The 12,542-nt window shown below is 72.8% G+C and carries 15 protein-coding genes and 1 tRNA gene; 9 read left to right on the forward strand and 7 right to left on the reverse strand.

The genetic code is table 11. The features are described from left to right. Positions 1 to 77: 77 nt before the first annotated feature. The 3 genes from Cco03nite_RS18955 to Cco03nite_RS18965 form a co-directional block, all read right to left on the reverse strand. Positions 78 to 1,151: an ABC transporter substrate-binding protein gene (locus Cco03nite_RS18955; protein ID WP_203693458.1), complete on the reverse strand. Its 1,074-nt coding sequence runs from the start codon at positions 1,149 to 1,151 to the stop codon at positions 78 to 80. A gap of 313 nt (positions 1,152 to 1,464) precedes the next feature. Beyond that, on the reverse strand, positions 1,465 to 2,628 hold the full coding sequence (locus Cco03nite_RS18960) for an ankyrin repeat domain-containing protein (protein ID WP_203693459.1): 1,164 nt from the start codon (positions 2,626 to 2,628) through the stop codon (positions 1,465 to 1,467). A 33-nt stretch (positions 2,629 to 2,661) separates the two neighbouring features. After that, positions 2,662 to 2,733, reverse strand: a tRNA-OTHER gene (locus Cco03nite_RS18965). A gap of 151 nt (positions 2,734 to 2,884) precedes the next feature. Between Cco03nite_RS18965 and Cco03nite_RS18970 the strand changes: the two genes are divergently transcribed. Then, complete coding sequence (locus Cco03nite_RS18970) at positions 2,885 to 3,409, forward strand: DUF4142 domain-containing protein (protein ID WP_203693460.1); 525 nt, start codon at positions 2,885 to 2,887, stop codon at positions 3,407 to 3,409. A gap of 110 nt (positions 3,410 to 3,519) precedes the next feature. Beyond that, positions 3,520 to 3,660: a hypothetical protein gene (locus Cco03nite_RS18975; RefSeq protein WP_203693461.1), complete on the forward strand. Its 141-nt coding sequence runs from the start codon at positions 3,520 to 3,522 to the stop codon at positions 3,658 to 3,660. Here the strand turns inward: Cco03nite_RS18975 and Cco03nite_RS18980 are convergent, their stop codons facing one another. Beyond that, positions 3,661 to 4,278 carry a mycothiol-dependent nitroreductase Rv2466c family protein gene (locus tag Cco03nite_RS18980; RefSeq protein ID WP_203693462.1) on the reverse strand — a complete coding sequence of 206 codons (618 nt, stop codon included), beginning with the start codon at positions 4,276 to 4,278 and terminating at the stop codon, positions 3,661 to 3,663. A gap of 9 nt (positions 4,279 to 4,287) precedes the next feature. Then, positions 4,288 to 4,764, reverse strand: a complete 477-nt coding sequence (locus Cco03nite_RS18985; protein ID WP_203693463.1) for a cupin domain-containing protein — start codon at positions 4,762 to 4,764, stop codon at positions 4,288 to 4,290. 75 nt (positions 4,765 to 4,839) lie between these two features. On the opposite strand from Cco03nite_RS18985, the gene Cco03nite_RS18990 reads away from it, so the two are divergent. Next, positions 4,840 to 5,334 (forward strand): MarR family winged helix-turn-helix transcriptional regulator, encoded by a 495-nt coding sequence (locus tag Cco03nite_RS18990; protein WP_203693464.1) that lies wholly within the window; start codon positions 4,840 to 4,842, stop codon positions 5,332 to 5,334. Positions 5,335 to 5,340: 6 nt separating this feature from the next. Here the strand turns inward: Cco03nite_RS18990 and Cco03nite_RS18995 are convergent, their stop codons facing one another. Next, the gene (locus tag Cco03nite_RS18995; protein ID WP_203693465.1) at positions 5,341 to 5,718 is read right to left on the reverse strand and encodes a VOC family protein; all 378 of its coding nucleotides are present in this window, start codon (positions 5,716 to 5,718) and stop codon (positions 5,341 to 5,343) included. Positions 5,719 to 5,903: 185 nt separating this feature from the next. Here Cco03nite_RS18995 and Cco03nite_RS19000 point away from each other — a divergent pair, with 185 nt between their 5' ends. Together Cco03nite_RS19000 and Cco03nite_RS19005 are read left to right on the forward strand one after the other, a co-directional pair. Next, the gene (locus Cco03nite_RS19000; RefSeq protein WP_203693466.1) at positions 5,904 to 7,067 is read left to right on the forward strand and encodes a glycosyltransferase family 4 protein; all 1,164 of its coding nucleotides are present in this window, start codon (positions 5,904 to 5,906) and stop codon (positions 7,065 to 7,067) included. Beyond that, a complete protein-coding gene (locus Cco03nite_RS19005) occupies positions 7,064 to 8,272 on the forward strand; it encodes a glycosyltransferase (RefSeq protein ID WP_308440660.1) in 1,209 nt (402 codons plus the stop codon). The genes Cco03nite_RS19000 and Cco03nite_RS19005 overlap by 4 nt, the downstream gene beginning before the upstream one ends. Here the strand turns inward: Cco03nite_RS19005 and Cco03nite_RS19010 are convergent. After that, positions 8,231 to 8,623: a GNAT family N-acetyltransferase gene (locus tag Cco03nite_RS19010; protein ID WP_203693467.1), complete on the reverse strand. Its 393-nt coding sequence runs from the start codon at positions 8,621 to 8,623 to the stop codon at positions 8,231 to 8,233. The two genes, Cco03nite_RS19005 and Cco03nite_RS19010, sit on opposite strands and share 42 nt — an antisense overlap. 111 nt (positions 8,624 to 8,734) lie before the next feature. Here Cco03nite_RS19010 and Cco03nite_RS19015 point away from each other — a divergent pair, with 111 nt between their 5' ends. The 4 genes from Cco03nite_RS19015 to Cco03nite_RS19030 form a co-directional block, all read left to right on the forward strand. After that, the gene (locus Cco03nite_RS19015) at positions 8,735 to 9,364 is read left to right on the forward strand and encodes a nucleotidyltransferase domain-containing protein (protein WP_275412055.1); all 630 of its coding nucleotides are present in this window, start codon (positions 8,735 to 8,737) and stop codon (positions 9,362 to 9,364) included. A 357-nt stretch (positions 9,365 to 9,721) separates the two neighbouring features. Further along, positions 9,722 to 10,324, forward strand: a complete 603-nt coding sequence (locus tag Cco03nite_RS19020; protein WP_203693469.1) for a pentapeptide repeat-containing protein — start codon at positions 9,722 to 9,724, stop codon at positions 10,322 to 10,324. Between the two features lie 155 nt (positions 10,325 to 10,479). Beyond that, complete coding sequence (mptB, locus tag Cco03nite_RS19025; protein ID WP_203693470.1) at positions 10,480 to 11,943, forward strand: polyprenol phosphomannose-dependent alpha 1,6 mannosyltransferase MptB; 1,464 nt, start codon at positions 10,480 to 10,482, stop codon at positions 11,941 to 11,943. Further along, the coding region (locus Cco03nite_RS19030) for a glycosyltransferase family 87 protein (RefSeq protein WP_239167484.1) at positions 11,937 to 12,542 on the forward strand (606 nt) is incomplete at its 3' end. The genes mptB and Cco03nite_RS19030, both read left to right, overlap by 7 nt.

Raw genomic sequence — 12,542 nt, forward strand, 5'->3', positions numbered from 1 at the left:
CTCGCCGTCGTCTCTCCAGGTGGGGAAGTGCGCCCGCCGCGGCGTTCGGCGAGCGCACTTCCGGCACAGCGGCAGCCTCAGTAGGCGCTGCTCAGCGACGCGGCGGCGTTGGCCGAGTCGTACTCGCGGTCGGAGATGATGACGTTGGCGGGGATGGACTCGCCGCCCAGGAACTTCTGCGCGGTGGCGAAGGCCAGCGGGCCGAAGCGGGGGTTGGACTCGATCACGGCGTTGATCTCGCCCTTGGTGATGGCCTCCACGGCGTTGCGGGTGCCGTCGATCGACACGATCTTGATGTCGACGCCGGGCTTCTTGCCCGCGCCCTTGATCGCGGTGACCGCGCCCAGCGCCATCTCGTCGTTCTCGGCGTAGACGGCGGTGATGCCGGGGTTGCTCAGCAGCAGCTGCTCGGTGACCTGCTGGCCCTTGTCCCGGGCGAACTCGCCGGTCTGCTGGGCGACGATCTCGATGCCGGGCGCGGTGGCCTTGATCTGGTCCACGAAGCCGCTGGTGCGGTCGGTGGTCACGTTGTTGCCCGACGAGCCGAGCAGGATCGCGACCTTGCCCTTGCCGCCGGTGGCCTTGACCATCGCGTCGGCCGCGCGCTTGCCCTGCTCGACGAAGTTCGAGCCGAGGAACGCGACGTAGTCCTTGCAGGCCGTCGCGTTGACCTTGCGGTCGATCGTCAGCACCGGGACCTTCTTGTCGGCCGCGGCCTTGAGCGCGGGCTCCAGCCCGTCGGAGTTCAGCGGCGCGATGATGAGGAACTGCGCGCCCTGGGCGAGCATGTCCTGGATGTCGCTGACCTGCTTGGACAGCTGCGACTGCGCGTTGGTGACGAGGAGCTTCTTCACGCCGATCTTGGCCGCCTCGTCCTTGATGGACTGGGTCTCGGCGATGCGGAACGGGTTGGCCTCCTTCTCCGACTGGGAGAAGCCGACGATCGCGTCCTTCAGCTCGATCTTCGTGCCGCCGTACGACTGCAGCGTGCAGCCCGCGCCGCCGGCGCTCGCCGAGGCCACCACCTGCGCGCCGGCGCTGCCGCCGTCGGTGGGGGCGCCGGTGTCCTCGCCCTTGGTGCAGGCGCTCAGCAGCGCTCCGCCCAGGAGGAGGGTAGCCGTGATGGTCATTGCCTTGTTGCGCTGGAACATGGGACTCTCCCTGCGGTGGGATTGACCTACGTCAATTAAGGAGGGCATTCTTGCAGCGCGAATAGGCCACCGAAAATGTTGTCCCGCAACCGTTTCGGTCCGGTTGCGATCAACCGCCTTCGCTCTATAACGTTATACAGACCGAGTCCGATGACGACAAGTTGTCGTGTCTGCACCGTTATGAAACATCGGTGACATCGGATCTCACCGCCCCGGTCCACTCACCGGGTCGCGTCGGCGCCGGTCCTGCTCGCAGCCGTGCCGGAGGACCGGCGCCGGCGTCTGCTTAGGCGCGGCCCCTGCGTGGCTCCCGCTACACGGGCAGTTTGCCGTGCCGGTCGGGAATGCCGGGGTCCGCGCCGGCGGCCAGCAGGGCCGCGATCACGTCCTCGGCGCCCGCGTCCCGCGCGTGGTGCAGCGGCGTGCTGCCCAGCTTGTCCCGGCCGTCGACCGGCAGGCCCGCCGCGAGCAGCTTCGGCAACACCCGCTCGTGGTCGAGCCCGGACAGCAGGTGCAGCAGCGTCGCCCCGCCGCCGTCCACGACCGCCGGATCGAACCCGGCGTCGAGCATCGCGAGCACCACGTCGCCACGCCCCTCCCGCGCGCAGCGGAAGAAGAACTCGCGCTGCCACCGCAGCCGCTTGGGCAGCCGCCCCAGCCCGGTCCGCCACGTCCGCAGCGCCGCGGCGCAGCCGTTGACCGGCCCACCGAACGCACCCAGTGCCAGCTCGCGCCGGATCTCCTGCTCGGTGTGCTCCCGCGCGATCAGGTTCCCGCCGACGACCTGCACCTCGTGCCACACGGTCGCGCAGCGCACGCGCACGGCGGGAAAGTCCCGGCCCCCTTCGGGCGGTGTCCGGACCTCGTCCGGGTACAGCGAGTCGAAGGTCAGCGGGTGCAGCTGGTGCCGGCTCATCAGTCCGTTGCGCAGGGCCGACATGTCCCGGCCGGCCTGCGGATGCCCCTTCCGGTAGGCGTCGCCGCGCGCATCGTCGGCGTCGGCGCGCCAGCACCACTCCGGGACGGCGGTCCAGATGCGCGTCACCTGATCCGGGGTGAGCACCCGTAGCCGCGCACCCGCGCCGTCGGCCCGGTCCCGGGTCGGCGGAGTGATCGCGAGGACAACCGGCCCGTCCGGCAGCGGGACCGGCTCGATCTCCGGTCCGGCCGGCGTCTCGGCCAGGTCCGTCAGGACGGCGCCCGGCCAGCCGCGGCGGAAGTGATACCCGTCGCTCAGATGGATGCGCAGCAGGTCGGGAGCGAGCTGTGCCAGGTCGTCCTGGATACGCCGGGCGACCGCCCTGCCGTGGTCCGCCGCCACCGCGGCGAGGTCGACGCCCGGGATCAGGCCCGCGGCCCGGCACGCGCCCGCCCAGTCACCGGCCTCCCGCAGCCGCGTGCACTCGGCGACGACCGCCGGGGTCGGGTGGTGCAGCGGCACCCACCAGCCGCCCAGGCCCGGTCCTGCGTCGGCCATGGCGGGGCTCCTCCTGCGTACGGCGATGGGGAGCGGGGCCGGCCGGATTCGCACCGGCGTCATCCCGTTTGACGACGGGCGCGACGACTTCTGCGCTACGGCCCCGCTCGCGCAGCAGTCTAGGCGGGAAGATCGCGGCCCCGGTGCCCGCAGGTGTCGGAAACGGTCTTCGTGGGTACTGACCAGGGCGCAGGCGGCCGTGCGCCACCCGCGGCACCAGGCTGCGCCGCGCGGTCCGGGGGATGGAGGCTTGGTCATGAACCGGAGCAGAGGGCTGTTCGTCGCGCTCGCCGCGGCACTGCTGTCCGTCGGCACGGCGAGTCCGGCGGCGGCGGTGCCGTCACCGCAGGACAGCTCCTTCCTGATCGGCATCCACCAGGCGAACCTGTACGAGCTCGCGTCCGGCGCCCTGGCCGCGCAGAGGGGAACCTCGGACGAGGTGAGGCGGCTCGGCCAGCAGTTCGTCGACGACCACACGAAGCTCGACGCGGCGGTCGTCGCGGTCGCCGACCAGACCAAGGTGACGCTGCCGAAACAGCCTGCCCCGGAGCAGTTGGACATGCTCAAGGAGCTGGCCGCCGCCCCGGCCGGGGCCACCTTCGACCAGATGTGGATCACGCGGAGCATCCAGACCCAGAACGACAGCCTGCAGGCGGCCCGCACCGAGCTGAACTTCGGCTTCGACCCACGGGTCAAGGAGCTGGCCCGCCAGGCCGACGACATGCTGATCTCGCACGTCACCGAGCTCACCCGCGCCGACACGCAGGTCAACCCGGGCTGAACCGCCGGCCGGGCGGCCACGCACGGAGTGTCAGCTCGCGCGGACCGGACCGCAGCGCTCTAATCGAGCTGTCACCACTGTTCACTGACCGTGAAAGTGCAGGCCGTACCGTGAGCGAACCGCAGCAGGCAGACAACCCGTCCCTGATCGACGACGACGAGCTCGAAGAGTTCGTGGCCTCCGCCGACGACACCATCGACCTGACCGCGGTCGAGGACTTCGCGCCGTACGACGACGACGAGGACTACTGATCAGGAGACGCTGGGCCGGGGGCGGTTGCCTCGTTTGAGCTCGTAGAAGCCCGGGGTGGTGGACACGAGCAGGACGCCGTCCCACAGGCGGCCCGCGGCCTCGCCGCGAGGCACCGGAGTAACCACCGGGCCGAAGAAGGCGTGGAGCGTGCCGTCGGGGCCGGGGACGTGGATCGCGGGAGTGCCGAGGTCCTCGCCGACCGGGCGCAGCCCTTCGTCGTGGCTGCGGCGCAGGGCCTCGTCGTGGTCGGGCACGTCGGCCGCGGCCGCGAGTTCGGCGGGTAGGCCCAGGTCGGACAGGGCGGCGGTGTACAGGTCGGGGCCGATCGGGGTCTTGTCGCCGTGGATCCGGTCGCCGAGGGCGGTGTAGAAGTCGCGTACGACGTCGTCGCCGAACTTCTGCCGCACCGCGGTGACCACGCGCACCGGGCCCAGGGTGTCCGCCAGCCAGCCGCGATACCAGGGGTCGACCTCGCGGTCGTGGTTGAGCAGCCACAGGCTCATCACGTGGAAGCGCACGCGTACGTCGCGGACCTGCTCGACCTCCAGCAGCCAGCGCGAGGTGTTCCAGGCCCAGGGGCACTTCGGGTCGAACCACATGTCGGCGTACGTCGTCATCGGGCCTCCTCAGGCGCGGTACTGGTCGTGGCGGGCGAACAGGTCGGTCCACTCGTCCGCCGACAGCTGCCGCCCGCCGGCGGCGATGTCGGCGAGTTCGCGGAAGTAGGTCTCCCGGGCGATGCCGGGGGCGAACAGGATGAGCATCGAGGCGGCGGCGCCGCTGTCGTTGCGGAAGCCGTGCACGCCGCCCTCGGGCACGTGCAGGAAGTCGCCGGCCGAGGCGTCGACCCAGCGTGCGCCGTCGAACAGCCGCACCGTGCCGGTCATGACGTAGAAGGACTCGGAGAAGGTGCGGTGGAAGTGCGCGTCGGCTCCGCCCGCCCCGGCCGGCATGTGCCACTCGTAGAGGCCGAAGCGGCCCTGGGTGACGCTGCCCGGGGCGACGAACCGGCCGGTGGAGCCCGAGCCCATGACCGCCTGCTCCGCCGCGCCGGACGGGTGGAACGCGGCGCTGACCGCGCCGAGGTCGCCGGTGTACGTCATGACTGCCTCCCTCTCGACAACTAGCTTACAAGTAACTTATCACTAAGCTAGTTTCCGTCAAGTTACCATCTGCTCATGACCAAGGACGCCGTAGACGTGATCATCGACCAGTGGCGCGACGAGCGCCCCGACCTCGACGATCTGCTGCCCATGGAGGTCTTCGGGCGCGTCTACCGGGTCGCCGCCGCCATCGGCGACCGCATGGAGCGCGCCTACCAGCGCCTCGGCATCGGGCGCGGGGAGTTCGACGTGCTGGCCACGCTGCGCCGCGCCGGGGAGCCGTTCAACCTCTCCCCCAAGCAGCTGTCCGACACCCTGATGCTCACCACCGGCGGCATGACCGGGCGGCTGGACAAGCTGGAGACGGCCGGGCTGATCACGCGAACCCCCGATCCGGGGGACCGGCGCTCACTGCGCGCGCAGCTCACCCCGGCCGGCCGGGAACTGATCGACGAGGCCGTCCCGGCCGGGCTGGCGGTGCAGCGCGAGGCGCTGAGCCGCCTGGACCCCGCCGACGCCCGCCGCCTGGGCGACCTGCTGCGCGAACTCGCCGCAGCGGTCACCCGCTGACGCGGCTCAGTGCCGTACGAGGCAGAACGGGTGGCCGGCCGGGTCGGCGTACACCCGCCAGCTCTGGCCCGGCGAACCCGCGTCGAGCACGGTCGCGCCGCAGGCCAGCACCTCCTCCTCGGCCGCGTCCAGGTCCGGCACGCCGAAGTCGAGGTGGAACTGCTGCGGCTTGCTGGGATCCGGCCACTGCGGCGGCTGGTACTCCGACACCCGCTGAAAGGCGAGCACCAGGCCGTTCGGGGCGTGCAGCGTCGACCAGTCGGCGCCGAGCGACCAGCGCCGGTCGGGCTGGTCGACCGTCCCGCCGAGCAGCGACCGGTAGAACTCGGCGAGCCGCTTCGGGTCACGGCAGTCCAGCACCACGCACTGCAGTTCAGCGAACATGGCCCCGATCCTAGGCGGACCGTGCCCGCACCCGCCGTCCGCCGACGCGCTGTTCGAGGTCCGGCCGGGCGGGTGCGGGCCGGTGACCTGCCCGGCTGAGGTCCGGCATACCGTTCCACTGGTCTTCGCCGCCGCGACTCCGGCACTTCGCCCCACGTCCGGACGGCGAACCTAGCGTCACCGCCATGCGCGTGGCGATCATCACCGAGTCGTTCTCCCCGGACGTCAACGGCGTCGCGAACTCCGTCGCCCGCGTCGCGGACCACCTGCTCGCGCGCGGCCACCAGCCGATGGTGATCGCGCCCCGACCCGCGCCCCGGGCGGGCCGCACGGTCACCGAGAAGCCGTACCCCGTGGTCCGGCTGGGGTCGCTGCCGCTGCCCGGGTACGGCAACGTGCGGCTGGCCTGGCCGACCCGTCGGCTCCGGGAGGCGCTCGCGCGGCACCGGCCCGACGTGGTGCACCTGGCCAGCCCGTTCGTGCTCGGCGCGTGGGGTGCGAAGGCAGCCGCCGACCTCGGCGTGCCCGTCGTCGCGATCTACCAGACCGACGTGCCCGGCTACGCCCGCGCCTACGGCGTGGCCACCGGCGAGGCCCTGGCCTGGCGCTGGATCCGGCACGTGCACCGCCGCGCCGCGCTCACCCTCGCCCCGTCCTCGGCGACCGCCGCGGAACTCGTCGCGCACGGCGTGCCGGACGTCGGCCGGTGGGGCCGCGGCGTCGACACCGACCTGTTCCACCCGTCGCGCCGCGACGAGGCGCTGCGCGACGAGCTCGCCCCCGGCGGCGAGCTGATCGTCGGCTACGTCGGCCGGCTGGCCCGGGAGAAGCGGGTGGACCTGCTCGCGCGGACCGCGACGCTGCCCGGCGTGCGCGTCGCCGTGGTCGGCGACGGCCCGACCCGCGACGCGGTGCGCCGCGCGGTGCCGCAGGCCGCCTTCCTCGGCACCCGCCGCGGTGCGGAACTGGCCCGGCTGTACGCGAGCCTCGACGTCTTCGTCCACACCGGACCGCACGAGACGTTCTGCCAGACCGTGCAGGAAGCCCAGGCCAGCGGCGTGCCCGTGGTCGCCCCGGCGATAGGCGGCCCGCTCGACCTGGTCCACCACGGCGTCGACGGGCTGCTGGTGACCCCGGACGACCCCGCCGCGTTCGCGACGGCGGTCGGGGCGCTCGCCGACCCGGCCGTACGCCGCGCCTACGGGCAGGCCGCCCGCGCGGCCGTCGCCACCCGGACCTGGTCGGCGCTGGGCGACGAGCTGATCGGCCACTACGCCGCCGCGGCCGACGCGGTACGCGCCCCCGGCCGCCTCGCCGCGCCCGTCGCCGTCCCGGTGCCCGCCCCGTGACCGGGCTGCGCATCGTCCGGCTGGCCAACTTCGTCACCCCCAGCTCCGGCGGCCTGCGCACCGCACTGCGGGAACTGGGCCGCGGGTACGCCCAGGCGGGGCACGAGCCGGTGCTCGTCGTCCCCGGGCCACGGCACACCGACGAGCCGACCGAGCAGGGCCGCGTCATCACCCTGCCCGGACCGGTCGCGCCCGGCCTGGGCGGCGGCTACCGGATGCTGGTACGCCGCGCGCCGCTCGCCCGGCTGCTGGAGCGACTGGCGCCGGACCGGATCGAGGTGTCCGACCGCACCACGCTGCGCTGGACCGGCGCCTGGGCACGACGCCACGGCGTGCCGTCGGTGATGGTGTCGCACGAGAGCGTCGACGGGCTGCTCGGCGTCGTGAAGCTGCCCGCCGCGGTGCGCGCCCGGGTGGCGGCCGGACTCAACCGCGCCAGCGCCGCCGCGTACGACCAGATCGTCTGCACCACCGCCTGGGCCGCGGGCGAGTTCACCGGTGTCGGCGCGCACAACGTCACGCAGGTGCCGCTCGGCGTCGACCTCGACCTGTTCCGCCCCGACCGCCGCGACCCGCTGGTGCGCGGCGAGCACGTGCCCGGCGGCGAGCTGCTGCTGGTCTGCTGCGTACGCCTGTCGCCCGAGAAGCGGCCCGAACGTGCGCTGACCACCCTGCGCACGCTCCTCGACCGGGGCGTGGCAGCCCGGCTCGTGATCGCGGGCGACGGGCCGCTGCGGTCCCGGTTGCAGGACGCGGCGGCGGGGCTGCCGGTGGTCTTCACCGGGTGGATCAGCAATCGGGAACGGCTGGCGGGGCTGCTGGCCAGCGCGGATCTGGTGCTCGCGCCCGGCCCGATGGAGACGTTCGGTCTCGCCGCGCTGGAGGCCCTGGCCTGCGGCACCCCGGCCGTGGTGAGCGCGTCGAGCGCCCTGCCGGCCGTGGTCGGCGACGCGGGGGTCGCGGTCGCGGGCGAGGACCTCGCCGACGGCGTGCTGCGGCTGCTCGACCGCGACGAGCGCCGCCGTCGCGACGCCGCCCGCACCCGCGCCGAACTCTTCGGCTGGGACACCGCGGTACAGGGCTTCCTCGCCGTGCACACCGCGCTCGAACACCCATCCGTGACCCGCGCCGGGCGAGCCGGCCCGATCAGCGTGGGGGACGCGTCATGGAGCGAGGGCGCGGCGCAGGTCTTTCATCATCAGTAGAAGGTGCAACGAGTCAGTCGGGCTCGGGTCGAACTTCGCCAACCGCAGGTAGAAGTCGCGGACGGCTTCGGATTCGCAGTGGATGAGGAGCGCCCTGACTCCGATCACCTCAGCTGCGGTGGCGATACGTCGCAGCGCGTCGACGACCAGGGCACGCCCCAGCCCCGCCCCCTGCACGGCCTGGTCCACGCCGAGCCGGGTCAATATGACCACCGGCTGGTGACAGTGGCCGGTGCCCTGCATGATGCGGCGCGGCGCGTCGGCAGGCGCGACACTGCCAGCCGCGAGCGCGTAGTAGCCGACGACACGCCCGTCCGCCTGATCAAGGCCACGTACGCACTGAGCAACCACCTCACGGCAGTCGGTCTGCCCAAAACCAGTTGCCGGCGCTGCGATGCTTGCCGGGTGGGAGCCTACGAAGGCCTACTCGCACGTGCCGTGGCCGATCCAGCCGTTCGTGGCGTGATCCTGACCGGGTCGATGGCGCGCGGCATGGCCACGGTCCACTCCGACCATGACGTGATCGTGGTGGTGGACGAGCGTGGCGGGCAGTGGACGCGCACCCGCAAGACGTCGGACATGGACGAGATCATCTGCACGGTCGACGAACTGGCCGACACCTCGAACGTCTGGGAACGCTACGTGTACCGGGGCGCGCGGGTGCTGCTCGACCGGCTCGACGGGCGCATCGCGGCGCTCGCCCAGGCGCAGGCGACGCTGACCCCGACGGAGACGGCCGAGTGGTCGCGGGAGTACCTCGACGGGTACGTCAACTTCATCTACCGGGCGGCGAAGAACCACCGCGACGGCCGCGCCGACCTGGCCCGGCTGGAGGAGATGGAGAGCGTCTCGTGGTTCCTGTTCACGCTGTTCGCGCTGCACGGCCGGGTACGGCCGTACAACAAGTACCTGCGCTGGGAGCTGGAGACGTACCCGCTCGGCGAGCCGTGGGACGCCGCCACCCTGCCGGTCCGCGTCGCCGACGACCCCGCTGGGCTCTTCCCCGACCTGGAGCGGCTCGCCCGCGACCGCGGCCACGGCGACGTGCTCGACGCCTGGGGCGCCGAACTCGACCTGCTGCGACGACGGTGAGGCACGGAGTTCGACAGGGAACCTCTGCCGTTCCCGTCAACGGGGGCGGGTCAGGCGAACCCGCTCATGTCCAGTCCTGCTTTCCGGTGACGAAGCCTTCGTAGCGCGATGACCGCTTGCGTGACGGCGAACAAAGCGATCCCGATCATCGGATAGAGCCAGAATGCGAAGGCCCGCTGGAGACCTTCGCCACGACCTGTCCGCCATACGCCGCGCATAGCTCATGAGCCTGGGACCGCACCGGTGCTCAGCGCTATGGTCAACCCCGTGCCAATTCGCCCAGCCACCGGTAGAGACATCACCCGTGCAGCCCGGGTGCCGGCCAGTCCGAGGCCGCCGGCGGCCATGGACACGGCCGTGTCGCCGGATCACGACCTGGAGGACGAGGCCACGTTCCGGCGGCTGGCGTTCCTCGACCTGGACCTGAGCGACCAGGCCGCCGACTCGGCCGAGTTCGAGCAGTGCCGGTTCACCCGCACCCGCCTGGCCCGCACCGTGCTGGACCGGGCGATGTTCACCGACTGCCTGGTGGAGACCTCCGACTGGGCGAACCTGAAGGCGACCAAGTCGGGCCTGCTGCGGGTCGAGGTGTCGCTGGCCCGGCTGACCGGCCTGCAGTGGGTCGACGGCACACTGCGCGACGCGACGTTCCGGGAGTGCCGGATGGACCTGGCGACGTTCCGGTTCACCTCGTTCAAGGACGTGGCCTTCGTCGACTGCAACCTGACCCGGGCCGATTTCACCAACGCCGACCTGCGCGGGGCGTCGTTCACCGGCTGCGACCTGTCGGGCGCGCAGTTCGCCCAGGCCGACTGCGCCGGAGCCCGGTTCACCCGGTGCGAGCTGGGCGGCATCGGCAGCGTGGCGAGCCTGCGCGGGGCGAGTGTCAGCGCGCACGACCTGGCCGGGCTGGCGCACACGCTGGCCGCGGCGCTGGACATCGCCATCGACGAGGGCTGACCGGCGCGAGCGGCAACCCTGCGGCCACGGTGGGTTGGGGGCGCGGTCGCCTGCCGTACACCGCCTGCTGGCACCCTGCCGGGGTGCCGTCTACCCGCCTGCGCAACCTTTCGAAGTGGGGAAGGGCACCTTCTACATCGCAAAGCGATGTGAAGGTGCCCTTCCTTTCGCGTGGGCTGGGCGGGGAGGCGGGGCGGTGCCTGGTGTTGGGGCTGGCCGGGTCGGTGGCGCTGGCCGGGGGTGGGCTGGCTGCGGGGGCGCTGCCGGTGCGGGACACGCTCGCGCCCGCGCTGGGGCTGGGCGAGTTGCGGCAGTATCAGAGTCTCGGGCTGGTCTGCGCGTACTTCGGGCTCGCGTTGCTGGCGGCGGCGTGGTGGCGGCTGGGGCGGGCGGTGCACGGCGGGGAGCCGCCGTCGCCTCGCGGGCTGCTGCTGGTGCTGGCTGCGTGGGCGCTGCCGCTGGTGGCGATGCCGCCGCTGTTCAGCCGGGACGTGTACAGCTACCTGGCGCAGGGCGCGATGGTCACGGCGGGGCTCGACGTGTACGACGCGGGGCCGTCGGAGCTGGGCGGACCCCTGCTCGCCGAGGTGCCCGCGATCTGGCAGCACACGCCGACGCCGTACGGGCCGGCGTTCCTGTCCCTGGCCGCCGGGGTGTCGAGGTTCTCGGCGAGCGACGTGCCGCTGGGAGTGTTCGGCATGCGGGCGGTCGCGCTCGCCGGGGTGGTGCTGCTCATCGGGTGCCTGCCCCGGCTGGCTCGGGCCTGCGGCGTGGATCCGGCCGCGGCGCTGTGGCTGGGCGTGCTGAACCCGCTGGTGCTGCTGCACCTGGTCAGCGGCGCGCACAACGACGCGGTGATGCTGGGCCTGCTCATCGCCGGGCTGACCGCCGCCGCGGCGAGCCGGTTCACCCTGGCCGCCGTCGCGATCACGCTCGCCTGCCTGGTGAAGGCCCCGGCGGCGCTCGGCCTGGTCGTGGTGGTCTGGCTGTGGCAGCGCTCGCTGCGTCCGGCGCTCAGCCGCCCGGTGGCCACGCTGCGGGCGCTCGCGCTGACCGCGGGGATCGGGGCGGCGACGACCGCGCTGGTGACCGCCGTGACGGGCACCGGGTTCGGGTGGGTGCGCTCGCTGACGACGCCGATCTCGGCCCACAACTGGTCGCTGAGCAGCACCGTCGGCAGGATCACCCGGAACCTGCTGGAGTCGGTGGGCAGTGACCTGGCCGCGTCGGCGATCCCGGCGTGGCGCTGGATCGGGCTGGTGGCAGCGGCGGTCGCGACGCTGCTGGCCTGGCATCACCGGCGCAGACTGGGCCTGGTGTACGCCCTCGGTCTGAGTTTGACCGCGCTCGCGTTGCTCGGCCCCGCGCTGCGCCCCTGGTATCTGCTGTGGGGGCTGGTCCCGATCGCGGCCGCCGCGCCGCCCGACGGCCGGGTGCGCCGCTGGACCGCACTCGCCTGCCTGGCGCTGACCGTGACCGTGTTCCCGAACGGCTTCACCCCGTCGGCCGACGAGCTGGCCGCGGCGCTGACCGGCGCGCTGCTGGCGGTGCCGATCGTGTTCCTGTCCACCGGCGACGTCGCGCCCGCCTACCGAGGAACGGAACCCGCCGCATGGTGAAGACCCCTCGCGCCCGCCTGCTCTGCGTGGTCGCGCTGGCCACCGCGGTGGGCCTGTTCATCGCGCTGATCCCGGGGCATCGCGGCTGGTTCGACGTGCTGGTCTACTACGGCACCGTCAACGGCTGGGTGCACGAGGGCGGCCGCGTCTACGACTACCTGGTGCCGGGCACCCACTACGGCTTCACGTACCCGCCGTTCGCGGCGGTGGTGATGCTGCCGATGAGCATGCTGGGCTGGCACACCGCCATCGCGGTGAACGTGGCGCTGACCGCGGTCGCCTGCGCGCTGGTGCTGTACTGGCTGGTCGACCCGATCGCCCGGGAGCACGGGTGGCCGCGGCTGTTCACCTTCGGGGTCGCCGCGTGCCTGCTGGCCGCGTCGCAGCCGGCCCGGGACACGGTCAGCTTCGGCCAGGTCAACCTGGTCCTCGTCGCGCTGGTGCTGGCCGACGCGTGGCTGCTGGCGAGCGGCCGGAGCCGGTGGGCGGGCATCGGGACGGGCCTGGCCGCCGCGATCAAACTCACCCCGGCGATCTTCATCGTCTACCTGCTGCTGGCCCGGCGGTGGCGGGCGGCCGCCGTCGCGAGCGCCACCGCC

Source organism: Catellatospora coxensis, from assembly GCF_016862635.1.
In the GTDB taxonomy this organism is placed as follows: domain Bacteria; phylum Actinomycetota; class Actinomycetes; order Mycobacteriales; family Micromonosporaceae; genus Catellatospora; species Catellatospora coxensis.

What these genes read in the sequence shown, in the direction of transcription:
- Cco03nite_RS18985 (WP_203693463.1), bottom strand. Translation starts at nt 4,764, where the DNA reads ATGACGTACACCGGCGACCTCGGCGCGGTCAGCGCCGCGTTCCACCCG.
- Cco03nite_RS18980 (WP_203693462.1), bottom strand. Translation starts at nt 4,278, where the DNA reads ATGACGACGTACGCCGACATGTGGTTCGACCCGAAGTGCCCCTGGGCC.
- Cco03nite_RS18970 (WP_203693460.1), top strand. Translation starts at nt 2,885, where the DNA reads ATGAACCGGAGCAGAGGGCTGTTCGTCGCGCTCGCCGCGGCACTGCTG.
- Cco03nite_RS18995 (WP_203693465.1), bottom strand. Translation starts at nt 5,718, where the DNA reads ATGTTCGCTGAACTGCAGTGCGTGGTGCTGGACTGCCGTGACCCGAAG.
- Cco03nite_RS18955 (WP_203693458.1), bottom strand. Translation starts at nt 1,151, where the DNA reads ATGTTCCAGCGCAACAAGGCAATGACCATCACGGCTACCCTCCTCCTG.
- Cco03nite_RS18960 (WP_203693459.1), bottom strand. Translation starts at nt 2,628, where the DNA reads ATGGCCGACGCAGGACCGGGCCTGGGCGGCTGGTGGGTGCCGCTGCAC.
- Cco03nite_RS18990 (WP_203693464.1), top strand. Translation starts at nt 4,840, where the DNA reads ATGACCAAGGACGCCGTAGACGTGATCATCGACCAGTGGCGCGACGAG.
- Cco03nite_RS19000 (WP_203693466.1), top strand. Translation starts at nt 5,904, where the DNA reads ATGCGCGTGGCGATCATCACCGAGTCGTTCTCCCCGGACGTCAACGGC.